Genomic DNA, 16,430 nt, shown 5'->3' on the forward strand with positions numbered 1-16,430 from the left:
GGAGATTAAACTTTGGTCTGAAATTTTTGGATTTTCACGACAGGAGTACGTGGCACGGTATCCGTTTTTGGGCGGGGTCATCAAAAACTGTTTGAGTTGCCTCAAATATTTCGACTGACACACCTTAAATCACTATTGGGGCATTTCTGTCAAAATTCCCGCTAAAGTGCGTCAGAAAAAAGCTGTGTCAGTTGTCTCAGGTATTTGGGCGGACGCATTTGACATAATCAGCAATAATTATTTGAATACTTAGGATAAAACGCAATGCAAGAGTTAAATAATTCATCTTCCGAATCTGCACAGCAATTTCGCAATCTTCAAACAGAATTACGCGAACGTTGGGGAGCGATCGAAGACTTCGACAGCGGAGATTGTGACATTATCGTCATTCCTTCTCTCAGCTTAGATCAGCAAGAAATGCTGAAAATTGAGGGGGCTTACCACTACGAAGAGCGGCATTTATTTTCATTGATTCGCCTGCGAAATCCCCGCACGCGCTTAATTTACATTACCTCGGAGCCTTTGCACCCGATGATTGTGGATTATTACCTGCAATTGTTGCCGGGAATTCCGTTTTCTCACGCGCGCGATCGGCTTTTGCTGTTCTGTGCTTACGATGCTTCTGCCAAATCCCTCACCCAGAAAATTTTAGATCGTCCCCGCTTGATGGAGCGCATTCGTCAAGCAGCGCGGCCGACAAAATCTTATATGGTTTGTTACAACTCGACGCCCTTAGAACGCGAGTTATCTGTTAAATTGGGGATTCCTTTGTGGGCCAGCGATCCCGATCTGTTATACTGGGGAACAAAAAGCGGTAGCAGGCAAATTTTTAAAGAATGTGGCGTGCCTTGTCCTGACGGTTCCGAGTTGGTTTGGAATGCGGAAGATTTAGCAGAATCTGCGGCCGGGCTGTGGGAAAGGCAGCCGCATTTGCAGCGGATGGTAATTAAGTTAAATGAAGGTTTTTCGGGGGAAGGGAATGCAATTTTAGATCTGAAGCCCCTCGCAGGTAAAGCACCTACAGAAAAAGCGAAGGCAATTGGCGACAGCTTCCATAATTTACGCTTTCAATCCACAGGCGAAACCTGGGAAAATTTTAGCAGCCGCATTCCCGAATTAGGAGCAATTGCCGAAGCATTTATCGAAGGAGAAAAAAAGTTCTCGCCCAGCGTTCAAGGCAGAATTGTCCCCAGCGGCGAAGTAGAAATTCTCTCAACCCACGACCAAATTTTAGGAGGCCCAGACGGTCAAATTTTCTTAGGCTGCCGATTTCCGGCGGACGAATCTTATCGAATAGCGTTGCAGGAATTGGGATGGAAAGTAGGGCAAAACTTAGCTAAAAAAGGTGCTTTAGAGAGATTTGGAGTGGATTTTCTCGCGGTAAAGCAATCCGATGGGAAATGGGATCTTCAAGCAATAGAAATTAACTTACGGAAAGGAGGCACAACTCATCCGTTTATGGCTTTGAAGCTGTTAACAAACGGTCGGTACGAGCGTACTACGGGATTGTTTTACAGTCAGCAGGGCCGTCCGAAATATTATGTTGCTTCCGACAATTTGAAAAAAGAGCGTTATCGGGGATTGTTGCCGAACGATTTGATGGATATTATTGCTGACAATCAACTGCATTTTGACACCGGTACTGAGACGGGCAGTGTGTTTCATTTAATGGGCTGTTTGTCGGAGTTTGGCAAATTGGGATTGACGAGTATCGGCAATTCGCAGCAAGAAGCTGAGCAGATGTATAACAAAGTTGTGAAAGTGCTCGATCGCGAAACCTCATACTAAATCTCATTTAACCATTAATTATTTGGTCGTGAGAAATGGCTAATAGGTAATTGGTACTTTAAACTGACAACCGCAGATTTTAATCTGCGGGTTGCGGGTTGTAGCTAATTTTTAGCGGGATAAATGGGCGTGGGATCGATCGAACCTGTGCGGTTGAGCGGCCAAAAACGGACTATCGCCCTACCGATAATATTTTGCCTCGGTACAAAGCCCCAATAATGGCTGTCACAGCTTGCGTTTCGGTTGTCGCCGAGCACCAAGTAAGAATTTGGAGCTACAACTACAGGCCCGTAGGGATACTGTGGAATTTCTTCAATATATTTTTCCTGTAGCGGCTGCTTGTTAATAAAAACTTTTCCCTGTTTAACTTCCACAGTGTCTCCTGGAAGTCCGATCACTCGCTTGATATAGGCATCTTTGATCGGCGGCGGCTGTCCCGTGCACAAACTAGCTGGATCTGGAGGCATAAACACTATAATATCTCCTCGCTGGGGCTCTTGGAATCGATAGCTCACCTTATCTATAATTAATCGATCGTTAATTTGTAAGGTTGGAAGCATCGAGCCGGTGGGAATGTAGCGAGCTTCGGCAACCAGGGTGCGGATGCCAAAGGCCAAAAATGCTGCTAAGCCGATCGTCTTAATTCCTTCTATCCAAGGATTTTCGGTGTCTTGCGGAGGTTTTTCGTCGGCTGACTTGTCTAGACGAGTCATAAGTATTAAGTGACTGGGCTGGATACAAATTATAAACTTAATTCGGAGTTTTTTCAGGAAATCTACAAAATCTTCGCCGGCGGGGTGGGTTTTTGCATTGGTCCTGCAGACGACTGCAAAAGCTCTATTTGTGTTGAAATAATCTTTTTAGGAGCGGGCTAGGAGTGCCGCCTCCTAAAAAAAAATATTTGTTGCTTCACAGGCATCTGCCTGTTACCTCAAACGCGCCCGGTAAGAAACCCGGTTTCTTACATAGATATATCGTCCTCAACCTCTTATTTTCCGTATAAACCGAGTTTCTGAGCGCAACTCGCATTCATATTTCTTACTATTGACAGAACTCTTTTGAGGATAAAATTTTTCCAGGCTGACACACACCTTACTCATTTAATTATAGCTTATGCTGACCACATCAAGTTTGTTAATCCGCTGCGCTCGCGTTCTTTTGCCCAACGGCGAGTTTTTGGTAGGGGACGTGGAAATCTGCGAGGGCAAAATTGTTCGGGTTGCTCCTGAAATTGCCGCATCTGGCGATCGAGAAATAGATGCGATGGGCTTAACTCTGTTACCCGGAGTCATTGACCCCCAGGTACACTTCCGAGAACCGGGTTTAGAACACAAGGAAGACTTGTTTACCGCTAGCTGTGCTTGCGCTAAAGGCGGCGTCACATCGTTTCTGGAAATGCCGAATACGCGACCCCTGACAACCACCCAAGCTGCCTTAGATGATAAACTAAGTCGCGCCGCCGAGAAGTGTTTGGTGAATTACGGCTTTTTTATTGGTGCAACAGCCGAAAATTTGCCGGATTTGTTGACTGCGAATCCGACTCCAGGAATTAAAGTTTTTATGGGTTCGATGCACGGCCAGCTTTTGGTGGATGGAGAAGCAACTTTAGAGGCGATTTTTGCCAAGGGCGATCGACTAATTGCCGTACACGCCGAAGACCAAGCTAGAATCAATCAGAGGCGTCAGGAATTTGCCGGGATTTCCGATGTTGCCGTGCACTCGCAAATTCAAGACAATCAAGCAGCTTTATTAGCAACTCAGCTAGCCTTAAAACTTTCTAATAAATATCAGCGCCGTCTACACATTCTGCACCTTTCAACTGGGGATGAAGCTGAGTTTTTGCGTCAGGAAAAACCGAGTTGGGTAACGGCGGAAGTGACGCCGCAGCATTTGTTGTTAAATACCAGCGCCTATGAAAAAATTGGCAGTTTAGCTCAAATGAATCCGCCTTTGCGCGAACCCCGCGATAACGAAATACTTTGGCAAGCTTTACTCGACGGCGTAATTGATTTTATCGCCACAGATCATGCGCCGCACACTTTAGCAGAAAAAGCTCAAGATTATCCGAATACGCCGTCTGGAATGCCGGGAGTCGAAACTTCTTTGCCTTTGATGCTGACGCAAGCAGTAGAGGGAAGATGTACAGTTGCGCAAGTTGCTAATTGGATGTCAACAGCAGTTGCTAATGCTTATAAGATTCCCAACAAAGGGGAGATTTCTCCGGGTTTTGATGCCGATTTGGTATTAGTAGATTTGGAGAAGTATCGACCAGTAGTGCGAGAAGCAATGGTGACCAAGTGCGGCTGGAGTCCTTTTGAAGGTTGGAGTTTGACAGGGTGGCCAGTTGTGACTGTTGTTGGAGGAAAAGTTGTTTTTGAAAATGGTAAATTGGATACAAATGTGAGGGGAAAAGCGTTGACATTTGACGCTGAGCAAGCATGAATTTAACTCAAATGTTATAATTGGGTATTCCTGCATCGCAAAGGCGATATTACCCATGCTTCCCCAAGAACTAGAAACACAACTCCTGGCCTTAACTCCGACTGAGAAAGCTGAAGCCATCCGGCTTTTAACCCAAAGTTTAAACAATAGCTGGCCAGGAATTACCAAAACTCCAGACGTGTGTGGCGGCGATGCTTGCATTGCCAAAACTAGACTTCCCGTTTGGCTGTTCGTGAGTTTGCGCCGTCAAGGTTCAAGCGATGCTGAACTTCTACAATTTTATCCCCATTTGAATGCTGCAAACTTAGTAAATGTCTGGACTTATGCTGAGGCTAACTCCGAAGAAATTGAAACAGCACTCCGAGAAGAAGCAGCAGCAATGATGCAGGAAGTATAATTTATGGCACGTCTCTATGCAGATGAACAGTTCCCGTTTCCTGTTGTGGCATTGGCGAAATTGCGGTCACGATGCCCTGACTATTCAAGAGGCAGGAAATGCCGGAGATGATGACCCGGAAGTATTAGCCTTTGCTGTGAATAACAATCGGGCCGTTATGACGCAAAATCGTCGGCATTTCATTCGTTTGCACGCTCAACAACCCAACCATGCTGGTATTATCGTGTGTACAGACGATAAAAATCTAGAAAGGTTGGCAACACGCATCAATGATGCTATTTCAATTGAGGAAACTTTGAGAGGTAAATTGATTCGTGTCAACCGTCCGCAGTAAGTAAGCGCGAGCGAAGCTATCCCGAAGAAAATCGCCTTTTCTCAAATTTCCAATTGCCAATTAAATAAGTCCCCATTACCAATTACTTCAATTTGCCGCCCGTTATCTAGATAACTCAAATAAATTTGCAAATAATTCTCTGGTTTGTATTGCAATCTTTCCGCCCATTCGATCGCCACAATTCCCAAATCCCTTTCTAATCCGTCCCAATAACTCTCTAAGTGCAAAGCTTCGGCTTCTTCGGGTTCCAGTCGATACAAATCGAGATGGTACAGCGGAACTCGCCCTGCAAAATACTCGTTAATCAGGGTGAAAGTAGGACTTTCGATCGAGTCTGAGATTCCTAAACCTTCAGCGATACCTTGAACCAAGGTAGTTTTGCCAGCACCTAAATCTCCTTGTAATAAGATTACAGTGCCTGGGGGGAGCGATCGACCTAATGATACGCCCAACTTGCGCGTAGCTTCAGCATCTGGAAGAGAAAGTATCATCTTAGTCATTAGTTATCAGTCATTAGTCATTAGTCATTAGTCATTAGTCATTAGTTGCTCGCTTGGGGCTGCTAATAACAAATAACATTAGTCTGCACCGTCAACAGTCAACAGTCAACAGTTAACAGTCAGCAGCTTAAATGTTCTGGGCGCGGCCGTACCAACGCAGCAACATCCCCGCCAACCTTTGAGAATTGTGGCGAATTAAACCCGTATTTTTATCTTCATCCATCACATTTGCGATGACAATTCGCCGCCCCAATTGCGTTACGGCTTCTCGATCGAGCACAACCGGATAAGAATTCTCCTGAGAATAGCGGATCAAAGCTTTTGCAGAAGGGACTTTTCCCTGAACTACTACAGCATCGAACAGCGGCCGGCCGCAAGCGCGGTCGATCGCCCGAATGTGGTCTGCAACACTGTATCCGTCAGTTTCCCCCGGCTGAGTCATAATATTGCACACATAAATGCGCGGAACTTCGCTGTTGGCGATCGCATCAGCAATTTCCGGCACCAACAAATTCGGAATGACACTCGTATAAAGACTCCCTGGCCCAATAATAATAAAATCCGCTTCCCGAAGCCCTTCCACAGCCCTAGGTAAGGCGGGAGGATTAGCAGGAGTACAGCCTATTTTGAGGATTTTTCCGTTAGCTTTTGTAATGCTGGACTCCCCCTCAATCCTGCGGCCGTCAGCGAGTTCTGCCCACAAAGACACGTCGCTCAGAGTAGCCGGCAGCACCTCTCCCCTAACTGCTAAAACTTTAGAACTCGCGGCGATCGCCTGTTCCAAATCTCCAGCAATATCGCTCATCGCCGTCAAAAACAAATTCCCAAAACTGTGACCCATCAAACCGTCACCGGCCTGAAAGCGATATTGAAATAACTCAGTTAATAACTTTTCCTCATCTGCCAAAGCCGCCAAACAATTGCGAATGTCTCCCGGCGGCAATACCCCAATTTCCCGCCGCAGCCGCCCGGAAGACCCCCCATCATCCGCCACCGTGACAATAGCAGTGATTTTGGCGCTGTAATCTTTCAATCCCCTGAGCAAATTAGAAAGGCCCGTACCGCCCCCAAGTGCCACAATTTTCGGCCCGCGGTGCAGCCTGCGGTGGTTGAGGAGTCGATCGACCAATTCCTCATTCCCTTCCGGCATCAGCACTTGAGTAATAGAGTTCAAACTGCGAGTTTGCCCCCACAGAATTAACAAAATCCCGCCAACAATGATGAGCGGCCCCGACACGTAATTGGGAACAACTTCGGCAATCCACGCCAAAAAATTTCTCAACAATTGCAATAAGAAGAAAATGGGAGTCATCCCTGTCCAAATCGCTAAACCCAAAGTGGCAAGTACCACGCCGCTGGCACTGATCAGCAGCCACCGTTTCACCAACAGTCCGGGGGCTAACCACTTAAACCACTGGTGAACTCGCCCGTTCCGCAAAGAAGGGGGGTAAGGATTTCTGGATTGGGCAAAAACCTGCTTGGCTTTAGCCAAGACGCGGAGGGCTTTAGGAAGTGAACTAATTGACATGGTTAATTAGTCTTAAGGGTATTGGAACAGCTCAAGCTGACAAATTTACAATACAAGAGAGTTTTGATTCTGGCAGTCAATTTAAGTCATTAGTCATTAATCATTAGTCATGAGTCATTAGTCATTAGCTAGACTGATGACTGAGGACTGATAATTTATTGATAACATCCTATGGCTGAGCCACTAATCGAACTCAAGGGGGTAAGTAAGTCCTTCGGCCAGAACCCGATCCTCGATCGAGTAGATCTGAGGATTTATCGGGGAGAGGCCCTGGCAATTATTGGCCCTTCCGGGACGGGGAAATCTACGATTTTGCGGATAATTGCGGGTTTGTTGGCCCCGGATGCCGGTGAGGTTTTCGTTCAGGGACAGCGCAGGGTCGGATGGGTGGACGACGTGGCAGATCCGATCGGAATTGGGATGGTGTTTCAGCAAGCGGCTTTGTTTGATTCGCTGACGGTGGAGGAGAATGTCGGTTTTTTACTTTACCAGCATTCTAAGCTGCCGCGCCGCCGCATTCGGGAATTGGTGGAGGAAAAGTTGGAGATGGTGGGTTTGCCGCGAATTGGCGAACGCTATCCGGCGCAGTTGTCTGGGGGAATGAGGAAGCGGGTAAGTTTTGCGCGCGCCATCATGGCGAATCCCGATAATGACAGGGATAATCCAGAGGTTTTGCTGTACGACGAACCGACGGCGGGTTTAGATCCGATCGCTTCGACGGTTATTGAAGATTTAATCCGCGAGTTACAGGTGGCCCAAGGTGTTTGCAGCACTTATGCGATCGTCACTCACCAAGACAGTACCATCCGTCGCACTGCCGATCGCATCGTGTTTCTCTATCGAGGCAAAGTGCAGTGGGAGGGAACTGTCAGCGATATTGCATCAACAGATAATTTGTTAATTCAACAATTTTTTAGCGGCAGCGTTACTGGCCCAATTCAAGTGATTGGATAGTCAATTGTCAGTTGTCAGTTGTCCGTGGTCAGTTTGCCGTGGTTAATTGTTTGTATTGTTGGGAGATAGTATATGTCACAAACAAACTTTCAGAAGTTAGATGTTTATAAATTAGCTGAAAAATTAGCTGATGAAATTTGGAATATTGTTATAAAATGGGACGCACTCGCAAAAGATACGGTCGGCAAGCAAATTATTCGCTCTGCTGATAGTATTGGTGCTAATATTGCTGAAGGAGATGGTCGAGGTAGCTATCAGGACCATCGGCGATTTATCAAGATCGCCAGAGGTTCTTTATATGAAACAAAGCACTGGTTGAGACGGGCTTATACTAGGCAACTACTAACAAGTACGCAAGTAGAAACACTCAAGCCAATTATTGATGAACTGTCGCCCCGGCTAAACGCCTATCTAAAATCTATCGGCAACACATATGACAAAAATTAACAACTATCAACTGCCAACTATCAACTATCAACTGCCAACTATCAACTGCCAACTATCAACTGCCAACTGCCAACTGCCTAAGGAGGTAATATGCAATCGCGAACTGTAAGAGAAGGTTCTGTCGGGTTCTTAATTTTAGTAGGAATCGGTTTATTTGGTGGTTTAGTGCTCTGGTTGCGGGGCGTGCAGGTAGGCAACCGCAGCTACAAATTTGCCGTAGAATTTGCCAGCGCCCAAGGAATGCAAATAGGCACGCCCATCAGGTATCGCGGAGTTGCAGTCGGTAAAATTACCGCCCTCAAACCGGGTTCCAACGGCGTAGACGTGACGCTGGAGATTGCCCCCGGTACTTTAGTGATTCCCCGGGATGTGGTGATCGAAGCGAATAAATCGGGTTTAATTGGCGAATCGTCGATCGACATTACCCCCAACTCGATTTTGCCAGAATCCTTACTTACCGCCAATCCCGTTAGTGCCGACTGTCCCCCTGAGATTATCTGCCAAAATTCGCGCTTAAAAGGTCAAGCTGGAGTCACTATCGACGAACTTATTCGATCCACAGTCCGCCTAGCTAATTTCTACACTGACCCAGCGCTGTTTAACAATATTAAATCTCTGGCAGAGAATACAGCTAACACAGCTAAAGGGGCAGCTAAACTCACTCAAGATTTATCGAATTTAACTCAAACTGCCCAAACCGAAATAAAAACTTTAAATCAATCTGTAAGGGGAGACATTGGCAGCTTAAATCAATCTATAAAAACCGACTTAACAAGTTTAAATCAATCATTAAAGGGAGAAGTTAATAGTTTAAATCAATCATTAAAGGGAGAGGCAAGAAGTCTAAATCAATCGCTTAAAGGGGAAATATCAGGAGTCGTCGCTGATATTTCTAAAGTAGCAGCTACGGCGGACACTTCCACAAAAGCCGTATCTGCCGCTGCGATAAATTCTGCCAATTCAGTAACTCAAGCAGCCAATCAAGTTACATTAACAGCCAACCAACTCAATTCTTTAGTAGCAACCAACCGCGCCAGTTTAGTTTCAACTCTGAATAACATCAATCAAAGCAGTCAGGAACTGCGGGTAGCTGTCAGCAGTTTGAGTCCGACAATTAATCGAATCAACCAAGGACAATTGCTGAACAATTTAGAAGTTTTATCAGCGAATGCAGCCCAAGCTTCTGGTAATTTGCGAGATTTATCCAGCCAGGTAAACAATCCGGCCACTTTGCTATTATTGCAGCAAACTCTAGATTCTGCACGAGCTACATTTCAGAACGTCCAGAAAATTACTTCCGACGTGGATGATTTGACGGGAGATCCGGCTTTCCGCAACAACATTCGCAGGTTGTTCAACGGATTAGGAGGCTTGTTGGGTTCGACAGAACAACTGCGACAGCAAGTTAAAGTCGCTCAAACCTTAGCTCCACTTTCTGAGAAAATAAATGCGAGTACAACTGCCAGAAATCAATCAGTACAGCCTGGATTTCCCCGCTTGCAAAAACAGCAAAAATTGCCTGTTATACCTTCTCAAACTGCAAGGTCAGCAGAACCAGTGGCTCCAGAAAATACTCCTTAAAACATGGTATCATTCAATAAACGCAATTATTACAAGGTTCGGGATTTTTTATAGTTACTAAGTTATTGTAGTTATTGTAGGGTGCGTTTACTGTCAGAATCGGGCGACCAGAGACTCAGAATTTACCCCGGAAGCGCACCCTACGATTAGTTAGCAGTGTGCACCCCGGCATTAAAGTTATTGTCCAAATCCTATTAACAAAAAACTCTTTAGATCGAAACAAGGAAAACCAATGACGCAAACATTATCGAAACCAGTCGAAACCAAAACCCAGTATACTGTAACTTGGGAAAAATTGCCAGATGACTTTAAATTACCCGACGCTCCAGTGGAAAATATCGACCAACCACTTTTAGCCGCCGCCCTGCGAGAAGCCTTGGATTGGGCAGGATTTATCCTAGCTTCAATGCTAATAGCTTCCAATTTTGGACTCGGTGCCAAAGTTAACGACAAAACAGTAGTAAAAGCACCGGATTGGGTGTACGTTCCCTCAGTATTGCCAGCAGAACCAGGAGAAGTTCGCCGCAGTTACACTCGCAATGCGGAGGGGGAAGTGCCGGCGGTAGTCATGGAGTTTTTATCGGATAATGACGAGGCTGAATATTCCATAAAACCGACATATCCTTACGGAAAGTGGCGGTTTTACGAGCAAATTTTGCAAGTTCCCGTTTATGCAATTTTCGAGCCAAAATCGGGAAGATTGGAAGTATACAGATTGATTTCGGGAAAATACGAGCTGCAAGAACCGGATGCTGACGATCGCTATTCGATAGAATCAATGGGTTTATTTCTGGGGGTTTGGGAAGGCGAAAAATCCCAGAGAAGGGGTTATTGGCTGCGGTGGTGGGATGAGAATGGCAATTTGTTGCTGTGGGGTGCCGAACGGGTGGAACAGGAACAACAGCGGGCCGAAATTCAGCAACAGCGAGCCGATCGACTTGCAGCATACTTGAGAAGTCAGGGCATCGATCCCGATGGAGTTTGAGGGTGTAGGGCTCGCGCGATCGAACAAAAGTTAATAAAATTGAGAAAACAGTTGCGCTGTCAAGAGATTAATCTAAAAAAGTGATAAGGAGAAAATATGACGCAAACAGCAGTCAAAAACTCAATTACTGATAGTTGCCTGACTCTAAGAGCAGTGAGTTGGTCACAATTTGAATCGCTAGAAGCCGCTTTTGAGTCGGTCGGCGGTATCAAATTTGCTTACTTAGATGGAATTTTAGAAATTATGACAGTTAGCCCCGAACATGAAGAGACAAAGGGTACTATCAGGGCTTTATTAGAAGCATACCTGAGAGAGAAGGGCATCCGATTTTATATCAAGGGCGGGCCGACTTTGGGTAGTAAAGAATTAGGGGCGAGAAAAGAGCCTGATGAGTCTTATAATTTGCAGAGTAAAAAGGCAATTCCCGATTTGGCGATCGAAGTTGTATTCACCAGCGGTGGCATCGATAAACTTCAACTATACAAGCGGTTGGGCATACCAGAAGTTTGGTTTTGGGAAGATGGGGTGCTGAGTATCTATTATTTGAGGGAGGAGTACGAGCAAGTCGCTCGCAGCGAGTTGTTGCCGGAGTTAGACATTGCTTTGTTAGTGAGATATATAACTTACTTTGACCAATATGATGCTGTTACTGAATTCATCAAGTCTTTGCGGGAAGAGTTAAAATAAACTTTAAATATAACTCGAATAAAGGAGCGATCGACATGGTTCAAGCATTAACAAAATTAGTAACATTTGACGAATTTATTGCATGGTATCCGGAAAATTCCGAATACCGCTACGAACTGCACAATGGAATAATTGTTGAAAGGCCCAAAGGAACTGGCCAACATTCAGAAATCTCTGGCTTTCTCAATATAGAAGTTGGCGTTGTATGTCGCAATGCCCGATTGCCCTATTTCCTTCCCAAAGAATGTGTCCTTAAACCCGATCGCGACGAATCAGGATATGAGCCAGATGTCATCGTTCTCGATCGACAGCAAGTGATAAATGAACCGCGTTGGGCAGCAGAATCAATTATCACAATGGGTTCGTCGGTGCGTTTAGCAGTAGAAGTTGTCAGCACTAACTGGCAGACTGACTATCTTACCAAACTACGCGATTATGAAGAAATGGGCATTCTTGAATACTGGATTGTGGATTATTTGGGATTGGGCGGGAGACGCTACATCGGCAATCCCAAACAACCTACGCTTTCGCTTTATCAATTGGTTGATGGGGAGTACGAGTTGACGCAGTTCCGGGGAGACTAGAGAATTGAATCGGCTGCTTTTCCAGATTTGAACTTGACTGCTCAACAGGTGTTTAACGCAGGAATTGTTAATGAATAAGGAGCGAGTTGGCTATGACTACAACAATATTAGAAAAAAAATTAGATCGGCCATTGCTATTTCCCTGATTAACCTGGCAACTATTCAAAATCTTAGAACCGATGCTGGATATTCCAGGTGTTCGATTGTCGTTTTTAGATGGAGTGCTGGAGATAGAGAAAAAGCCTGGAAGAAAACACGAAACAGCTAAGGAGAGAATTGGTGATTTTCTGCAAATCTATTTGATGAAAGCAGATAGAGATTACACTCCAACAGGTTCGATGACATTGGAAAGCGAAGAAGGTTTAGTCAGAAGGGAAGCAGATAAATCATACGAATTGGGTGCTAATAGGGAACGTCCAGATTTGGCGATAGAAGTTGTCGTCACTAGCGGCGGAATTGATAAACTTGAGGCTTACAAACGCCTGAGAATTCGTGAAGTTTGGTTTTGGGAAAAAAGCCAATTGTCTCTGTATGCTCTCAGAGAGGCAGGATACGAAGGGATTAGCTGTTCCGAGTTGCTACCAGAACTTGATATTGCCTTGTTTGTTAGGTCCATGAGTATCGCGAATCATGTTGATGCTATCAAAGAATTTCGCAGTGGGTTCGATCGGGATTTGTAGTCAAAAAGGGCGATCGTAAATACACTACATTTTTTGTGGCACTGGCGTCCGGGATCTGAGCTATCTGCGATTAAAAATAAAATCCGATTAGTTGCAGTAAAAAAGTTTATAATAGATATACAAATCATAGGAAGCGCGACCATGACAACAGTCGTTCCCACCCTCAAAAAATCTGAACTCATATACCCTAGCGCTGATGGAGAACCAATAGCAGAAACTTACGACCATGTTTATGCAATCTTAACCACTTTAGAAGTCTTAAAACAATACCTCGCAGACCGTCGAGCTACTATTTTAGCAAACTAATTTTTATACTACGCTCAAGGTTTCCCAAAAGTCCGCGTAGCACCAGACGTGATGGTGATTTTTGATGTAGAACCGGGTGGCCGAGATAATTACAAAATCTGGGAAGAAGGTCAAGTGCCGAAAGTGATTTTTGAAATTACATCAGCAGGTACAAAGTCGCAAGATCAAAATAATAAAAAAGACTTGTACAAAAGGTTAGAAGTTCAGGAATACTGGTTGTTTTACCCGAGAGGTGAATGGATTCCCGAACAATTGCGCGGGTATCGACTGGGAGTAGAGGGGTATCAATTAATTAGAGATAATCGCAGCGATGTATTGCAACTGCGGTTAGAAATAGAAGGAAAACTGCTTGGGTTTTATCGGGAAGATAATGGAGATAAATTATTGATTCCCGATGAATTGGTTTCAGCTTTGAAAGCGGAACGGCAACGAGCTGAAGCGGAACGGCAACGGGCTGCTGAACTGGAATCTTTGCTGGCGCGTTATCGAGAACAATTTGGAGAATTGCCCGAGGATAACGGCTAAAGATGCAGGGGTGCGATCGCGCTTCACCGAGGCGATCGGACTTTTATTGATCGGGTAAATTGTTAGTTGAATGTCCTTGACAACTATCAAATTTTGTGTTATGCGGTCGAATCACTCTCAAATTTTAAATCGGGGAAGGGCGATCGCGCGTGCGATCGAACTTGGGCACTCTAGAGATGCGGTAACAGAGTCGATCGATACTCTGAAGCGGGATAAAAATACAGGTTTATCATTTACACTTCAGTGTATTCTTTGCCTTTTTGAGACTCTAACCAAAGTTGATAAGCTTCCTTGTCACCTCCAAAGGAATCGACAGAAACTTGACGTTCTGGCATGGGTTTGAGGGGAGCATCAATAGGCGAATATTGACAATAGCAGATTACTACCATATCAAATTCACCGATCGGAATATCGGCAGTATAAGTCTCAACTCGCGCAACTTCCCAATCGCTGGTGCGGTAATGAGTGCTGTAACCGTGCCTATCTGGATCGTGTTCTGCTTCCACGCGAACAAACTCTGGGGGACGATAGCCAACTTCAGGAATTGGACCATCAGAAGAGTCAAAGTGTTCTCCCAAAATCTTTGTTAATGATTGGGTGTGTTGAAACTTGCGTTTTTCCCAACCAGGTTGGCGCTTGTCTGCTCTAAAGACTATCCATTTACGCATCTTCATCCTCTTTGCTTTCTAGTTCTTTGTACCAGTCGGGAAACTCGGTTTTGCCTTGAAAAACACAATCAACTTTTAGAATAGGGCAATCAATTTTCTCAATCTCAATCAGCTTCCAACCATACTTTTCTTCCATCTCTTCACAACAATCTGGATCGGCAGCTCCATGTCGAGACTTGTCTTCCCCTGCATCGTAACGCAACCAGTTTGGATTATTTGGCATAATTGTATTGCTCCCTGTGTTGGGTTGACAACATTGGAGAAGTCGTCTGGGCGAAGTATTTGCGGTACTGCGTCCGGGCGCGTCTTTGTAAAATTATAGGATAATTGTTATAAGCTCGGCCCGCTTGTGAACCCGACAATTTGTTGAATTTGCTTGACAAATATCGGTTGATGTGTAAGTAGTTTTAGCGAAAATTTTAAATTGGGAGGGGCGATCGTTTTGCGATCGAACTTGGGCATTATAAGGAGAGGTGACTAGGAAGTCAGGAGGATAAGAGATTGGCAATGGATGACGCTCAGCTTGAAAAACAATATGGAAAAGTCCGCGTGCAGCGGATGCAGCGGTCTAAGCGGATACAGCAAATATTGGTGCTAGTGTCAATGGTATCGTTTGCTGGCTCGACCGTGTTTGGTCTTGGTAAACTATTTAGTCGTCCTCCGGCTCAGCAGCAACCTGCTAATGTGGCGGTGGCTCAAGAGTCGGAATTGGCGGCCAAGGAGCGGGGATATGAGTTAGTGTTAAAGCGGGAGCCTGAAAATCAGACGGCTTTGGAAGGGTTAGTAAATGTGCGGTTGGAAATGAAGAATGGAAAGGGGGCGATCGAGCCTTTGGAGAAGTTAGTGAAGCTGAATCCTGACAGAGCTGATTATAAGGCGCTGTTGGGACAGGCGAAGTCGCAGGGTGAGGGGAAGAAGTAGTGCAAGTCGGGGCGATCGCTAGGTTTCTGCTTTTGAGGCTAATAGTGCTATTTAGGCGTAAATCCTATGAATGACCGAGAGCAAAGCAGCTTTTCTTTCTATACAGAAATCAAGGAGCAATTGCTAGTAAAAAGGCTTGTTTCTTCAGGCATGACTGTGTTTGATGTAGGAGCAAATATTGGCAACTATTCAATTTTTCTAAGTCAACTTGTTGGCAGTTCTGGGAAAGTGTACTCATTTGAACCGACTTCAAGTACGTTTAGGCAATTATTGCGTCGCTTTCAAGAATTTAATTGCTCTAATATCTATGCTTTTCAAAAAGCTATTTTCTCGGAAAATAAGCAAATAGAATTTAATGAATTCCCAGAAGAATACTCATCTTGGAATAGCCTTGGCTTTCCCAAAATGCTAGATCCGGAAAATCACGCAGCCTATGTACCTATTGTTCGTACAGAAATAGTTGAAGCAATTACTCTCGATCGCTTTTGTCAGCAAAACAAAATAGAAACTATTCATTATTTAAAAATAGATGTAGAAGGAGCGGAAAGTGATGTTTTAAAAGGAGCATTTGAACTTCTCAAAAGAAAAGCAATTCATTTTATCCAGTTTGAAATTTCTCAAAAAATGTTAGAGGGTTTGAGCCGTAAAGCTAAAGATACTTTTGACGTACTGAGTGAAAATGGATATGAGACTCATCAGATTCAGATCGATGGCAGCATTGGCGATCTTGCGACCGATTCGCAATCTTTTTATGAAAATTATGTTGCCTTTCCTGCACTGGGGAGAGAAATATCCAAGGTAATAGATAATATTTATAACTGCGTCAAAGCGTATCGCCAAGAACGAACTCAAGTTTCGATTAATAACCTTCAGCAAGCACGCCAACAATTTGCCGAACTGTTGCTTAGTTTATCCGCCGATCAACTAGCAATTACTTATTTTTTAAAACTAGGAAAAGTACATGAAATATTCCTGAATAGTGAAATTAAGCGTGAAGATTTCCCGAAAAGTAAACTAGCATCTTTCGAGCGAATAATCCAATGATAGATAGGCTTTTAAATTAGTAGTGCTAAGAGATGGTAGTTATTACATTAAACAAGGAA

17 protein-coding genes and 2 pseudogenes are annotated in these 16,430 nt (G+C 44.6%); 14 read left to right on the forward strand and 5 right to left on the reverse strand.

The window, feature by feature from the left end; all coding sequences use genetic code 11:
• The first annotated feature begins 264 nt into the window (after positions 1–264).
• Entirely contained in the window at positions 265–1,788 is a 1,524-nt protein-coding gene (locus tag QUA13_RS19170; protein WP_333200993.1) for a peptide ligase PGM1-related protein, read from the forward strand.
• Between the two features lie 104 nt (positions 1,789–1,892).
• Here QUA13_RS19170 and lepB read toward each other — a convergent pair whose 3' ends face one another.
• Entirely contained in the window at positions 1,893–2,501 is a 609-nt protein-coding gene (gene lepB / locus QUA13_RS19175) for a signal peptidase I (protein WP_172191701.1), read from the reverse strand.
• Between the two features lie 400 nt (positions 2,502–2,901).
• Between lepB and QUA13_RS19180 the strand changes: the two genes are divergently transcribed.
• Genes QUA13_RS19180 through QUA13_RS19190 form a run of 3 tightly spaced genes read left to right on the forward strand, consistent with a single transcriptional unit; the run spans position 2,902 to position 4,961 of the window.
• A complete protein-coding gene (locus QUA13_RS19180) occupies positions 2,902–4,230 on the forward strand; it encodes a dihydroorotase (protein ID WP_333200996.1) in 1,329 nt (442 codons plus the stop codon).
• A 55-nt stretch (positions 4,231–4,285) separates the two neighbouring features.
• Positions 4,286–4,627 carry a DUF433 domain-containing protein gene (locus QUA13_RS19185; protein ID WP_333200998.1) on the forward strand — a complete coding sequence of 114 codons (342 nt, stop codon included), beginning with the start codon at positions 4,286–4,288 and terminating at the stop codon, positions 4,625–4,627.
• Between the two features lie 22 nt (positions 4,628–4,649).
• Positions 4,650–4,961: a DUF5615 family PIN-like protein gene (locus tag QUA13_RS19190; RefSeq protein WP_445242730.1), complete on the forward strand. Its 312-nt coding sequence runs from the start codon at positions 4,650–4,652 to the stop codon at positions 4,959–4,961.
• Between the two features lie 41 nt (positions 4,962–5,002).
• Here QUA13_RS19190 and tsaE read toward each other — a convergent pair whose 3' ends face one another.
• Together tsaE and QUA13_RS19200 are read right to left on the reverse strand one after the other, a co-directional pair.
• A complete protein-coding gene (gene tsaE / locus QUA13_RS19195; RefSeq protein ID WP_333201033.1) occupies positions 5,003–5,452 on the reverse strand; it encodes a tRNA (adenosine(37)-N6)-threonylcarbamoyltransferase complex ATPase subunit type 1 TsaE in 450 nt (149 codons plus the stop codon).
• 136 nt (positions 5,453–5,588) lie between these two features.
• Positions 5,589–6,989: a gluconeogenesis factor YvcK family protein gene (locus tag QUA13_RS19200; protein WP_333189122.1), complete on the reverse strand. Its 1,401-nt coding sequence runs from the start codon at positions 6,987–6,989 to the stop codon at positions 5,589–5,591.
• 171 nt (positions 6,990–7,160) lie between these two features.
• On the opposite strand from QUA13_RS19200, the gene QUA13_RS19205 reads away from it, so the two are divergent.
• From QUA13_RS19205 to QUA13_RS19240, 8 genes and pseudogenes are all read left to right on the forward strand, one after another.
• Entirely contained in the window at positions 7,161–7,943 is a 783-nt protein-coding gene (locus QUA13_RS19205; RefSeq protein WP_333201000.1) for an ATP-binding cassette domain-containing protein, read from the forward strand.
• 72 nt (positions 7,944–8,015) lie between these two features.
• Positions 8,016–8,390: a four helix bundle protein gene (locus tag QUA13_RS19210; protein ID WP_333201002.1), complete on the forward strand. Its 375-nt coding sequence runs from the start codon at positions 8,016–8,018 to the stop codon at positions 8,388–8,390.
• A gap of 90 nt (positions 8,391–8,480) precedes the next feature.
• Positions 8,481–9,971, forward strand: coding sequence for an MlaD family protein (locus QUA13_RS19215; protein ID WP_333201004.1), 1,491 nt, complete (start codon positions 8,481–8,483; stop codon positions 9,969–9,971).
• A 232-nt stretch (positions 9,972–10,203) separates the two neighbouring features.
• A complete protein-coding gene (locus tag QUA13_RS19220) occupies positions 10,204–10,956 on the forward strand; it encodes a Uma2 family endonuclease (protein ID WP_333201005.1) in 753 nt (250 codons plus the stop codon).
• Positions 10,957–11,052: 96 nt separating this feature from the next.
• Positions 11,053–11,643: a Uma2 family endonuclease gene (locus QUA13_RS19225; protein ID WP_333201007.1), complete on the forward strand. Its 591-nt coding sequence runs from the start codon at positions 11,053–11,055 to the stop codon at positions 11,641–11,643.
• 35 nt (positions 11,644–11,678) lie between these two features.
• Positions 11,679–12,305 (forward strand): annotated as a pseudogene (locus QUA13_RS19230) (Uma2 family endonuclease).
• Between the two features lie 101 nt (positions 12,306–12,406).
• Entirely contained in the window at positions 12,407–12,907 is a 501-nt protein-coding gene (locus QUA13_RS19235) for a Uma2 family endonuclease (protein ID WP_333201009.1), read from the forward strand.
• A gap of 141 nt (positions 12,908–13,048) precedes the next feature.
• Positions 13,049–13,738, forward strand: a pseudogene (locus tag QUA13_RS19240) (Uma2 family endonuclease).
• 233 nt (positions 13,739–13,971) lie between these two features.
• Here QUA13_RS19240 and QUA13_RS19245 read toward each other — a convergent pair.
• Positions 13,972–14,412: a hypothetical protein gene (locus QUA13_RS19245; protein WP_445242731.1), complete on the reverse strand. Its 441-nt coding sequence runs from the start codon at positions 14,410–14,412 to the stop codon at positions 13,972–13,974.
• The gene (locus tag QUA13_RS19250; protein WP_333201011.1) at positions 14,399–14,629 is read right to left on the reverse strand and encodes a hypothetical protein; all 231 of its coding nucleotides are present in this window, start codon (positions 14,627–14,629) and stop codon (positions 14,399–14,401) included. The genes QUA13_RS19245 and QUA13_RS19250 overlap by 14 nt, the downstream gene beginning before the upstream one ends.
• Before the next feature lie 284 nt (positions 14,630–14,913).
• On the opposite strand from QUA13_RS19250, the gene QUA13_RS19255 reads away from it, so the two are divergent.
• Both QUA13_RS19255 and QUA13_RS19260 read left to right on the forward strand, forming a co-directional pair.
• Entirely contained in the window at positions 14,914–15,327 is a 414-nt protein-coding gene (locus tag QUA13_RS19255; protein WP_333201037.1) for a tetratricopeptide repeat protein, read from the forward strand.
• Between the two features lie 66 nt (positions 15,328–15,393).
• A complete protein-coding gene (locus QUA13_RS19260; RefSeq protein ID WP_333201013.1) occupies positions 15,394–16,371 on the forward strand; it encodes an FkbM family methyltransferase in 978 nt (325 codons plus the stop codon).
• Positions 16,372–16,430 lie beyond the last annotated feature (59 nt).

The sequence above is a fragment of the Microcoleus sp. S28C3 genome, assembly GCF_036700785.1.
Taxonomy (GTDB): domain Bacteria; phylum Cyanobacteriota; class Cyanobacteriia; order Cyanobacteriales; family Microcoleaceae; genus Microcoleus; species Microcoleus asticus.

What these genes read in the sequence shown, in the direction of transcription:
- QUA13_RS19170 (WP_333200993.1), top strand. Translation starts at nt 265, where the DNA reads ATGCAAGAGTTAAATAATTCATCTTCCGAATCTGCACAGCAATTTCGC.
- lepB (WP_172191701.1), bottom strand. Translation starts at nt 2,501, where the DNA reads ATGACTCGTCTAGACAAGTCAGCCGACGAAAAACCTCCGCAAGACACC.
- QUA13_RS19180 (WP_333200996.1), top strand. Translation starts at nt 2,902, where the DNA reads ATGCTGACCACATCAAGTTTGTTAATCCGCTGCGCTCGCGTTCTTTTG.
- QUA13_RS19185 (WP_333200998.1), top strand. Translation starts at nt 4,286, where the DNA reads ATGCTTCCCCAAGAACTAGAAACACAACTCCTGGCCTTAACTCCGACT.
- QUA13_RS19190 (WP_445242730.1), top strand. Translation starts at nt 4,650, where the DNA reads ATGAACAGTTCCCGTTTCCTGTTGTGGCATTGGCGAAATTGCGGTCAC.
- tsaE (WP_333201033.1), bottom strand. Translation starts at nt 5,452, where the DNA reads ATGATACTTTCTCTTCCAGATGCTGAAGCTACGCGCAAGTTGGGCGTA.
- QUA13_RS19200 (WP_333189122.1), bottom strand. Translation starts at nt 6,989, where the DNA reads ATGTCAATTAGTTCACTTCCTAAAGCCCTCCGCGTCTTGGCTAAAGCC.
- QUA13_RS19205 (WP_333201000.1), top strand. Translation starts at nt 7,161, where the DNA reads ATGGCTGAGCCACTAATCGAACTCAAGGGGGTAAGTAAGTCCTTCGGC.
- QUA13_RS19210 (WP_333201002.1), top strand. Translation starts at nt 8,016, where the DNA reads ATGTCACAAACAAACTTTCAGAAGTTAGATGTTTATAAATTAGCTGAA.
- QUA13_RS19215 (WP_333201004.1), top strand. Translation starts at nt 8,481, where the DNA reads ATGCAATCGCGAACTGTAAGAGAAGGTTCTGTCGGGTTCTTAATTTTA.
- QUA13_RS19220 (WP_333201005.1), top strand. Translation starts at nt 10,204, where the DNA reads ATGACGCAAACATTATCGAAACCAGTCGAAACCAAAACCCAGTATACT.
- QUA13_RS19225 (WP_333201007.1), top strand. Translation starts at nt 11,053, where the DNA reads ATGACGCAAACAGCAGTCAAAAACTCAATTACTGATAGTTGCCTGACT.
- QUA13_RS19235 (WP_333201009.1), top strand. Translation starts at nt 12,407, where the DNA reads ATGCTGGATATTCCAGGTGTTCGATTGTCGTTTTTAGATGGAGTGCTG.
- QUA13_RS19245 (WP_445242731.1), bottom strand. Translation starts at nt 14,412, where the DNA reads ATGAAGATGCGTAAATGGATAGTCTTTAGAGCAGACAAGCGCCAACCT.
- QUA13_RS19250 (WP_333201011.1), bottom strand. Translation starts at nt 14,629, where the DNA reads ATGCCAAATAATCCAAACTGGTTGCGTTACGATGCAGGGGAAGACAAG.
- QUA13_RS19255 (WP_333201037.1), top strand. Translation starts at nt 14,914, where the DNA reads ATGGATGACGCTCAGCTTGAAAAACAATATGGAAAAGTCCGCGTGCAG.
- QUA13_RS19260 (WP_333201013.1), top strand. Translation starts at nt 15,394, where the DNA reads ATGAATGACCGAGAGCAAAGCAGCTTTTCTTTCTATACAGAAATCAAG.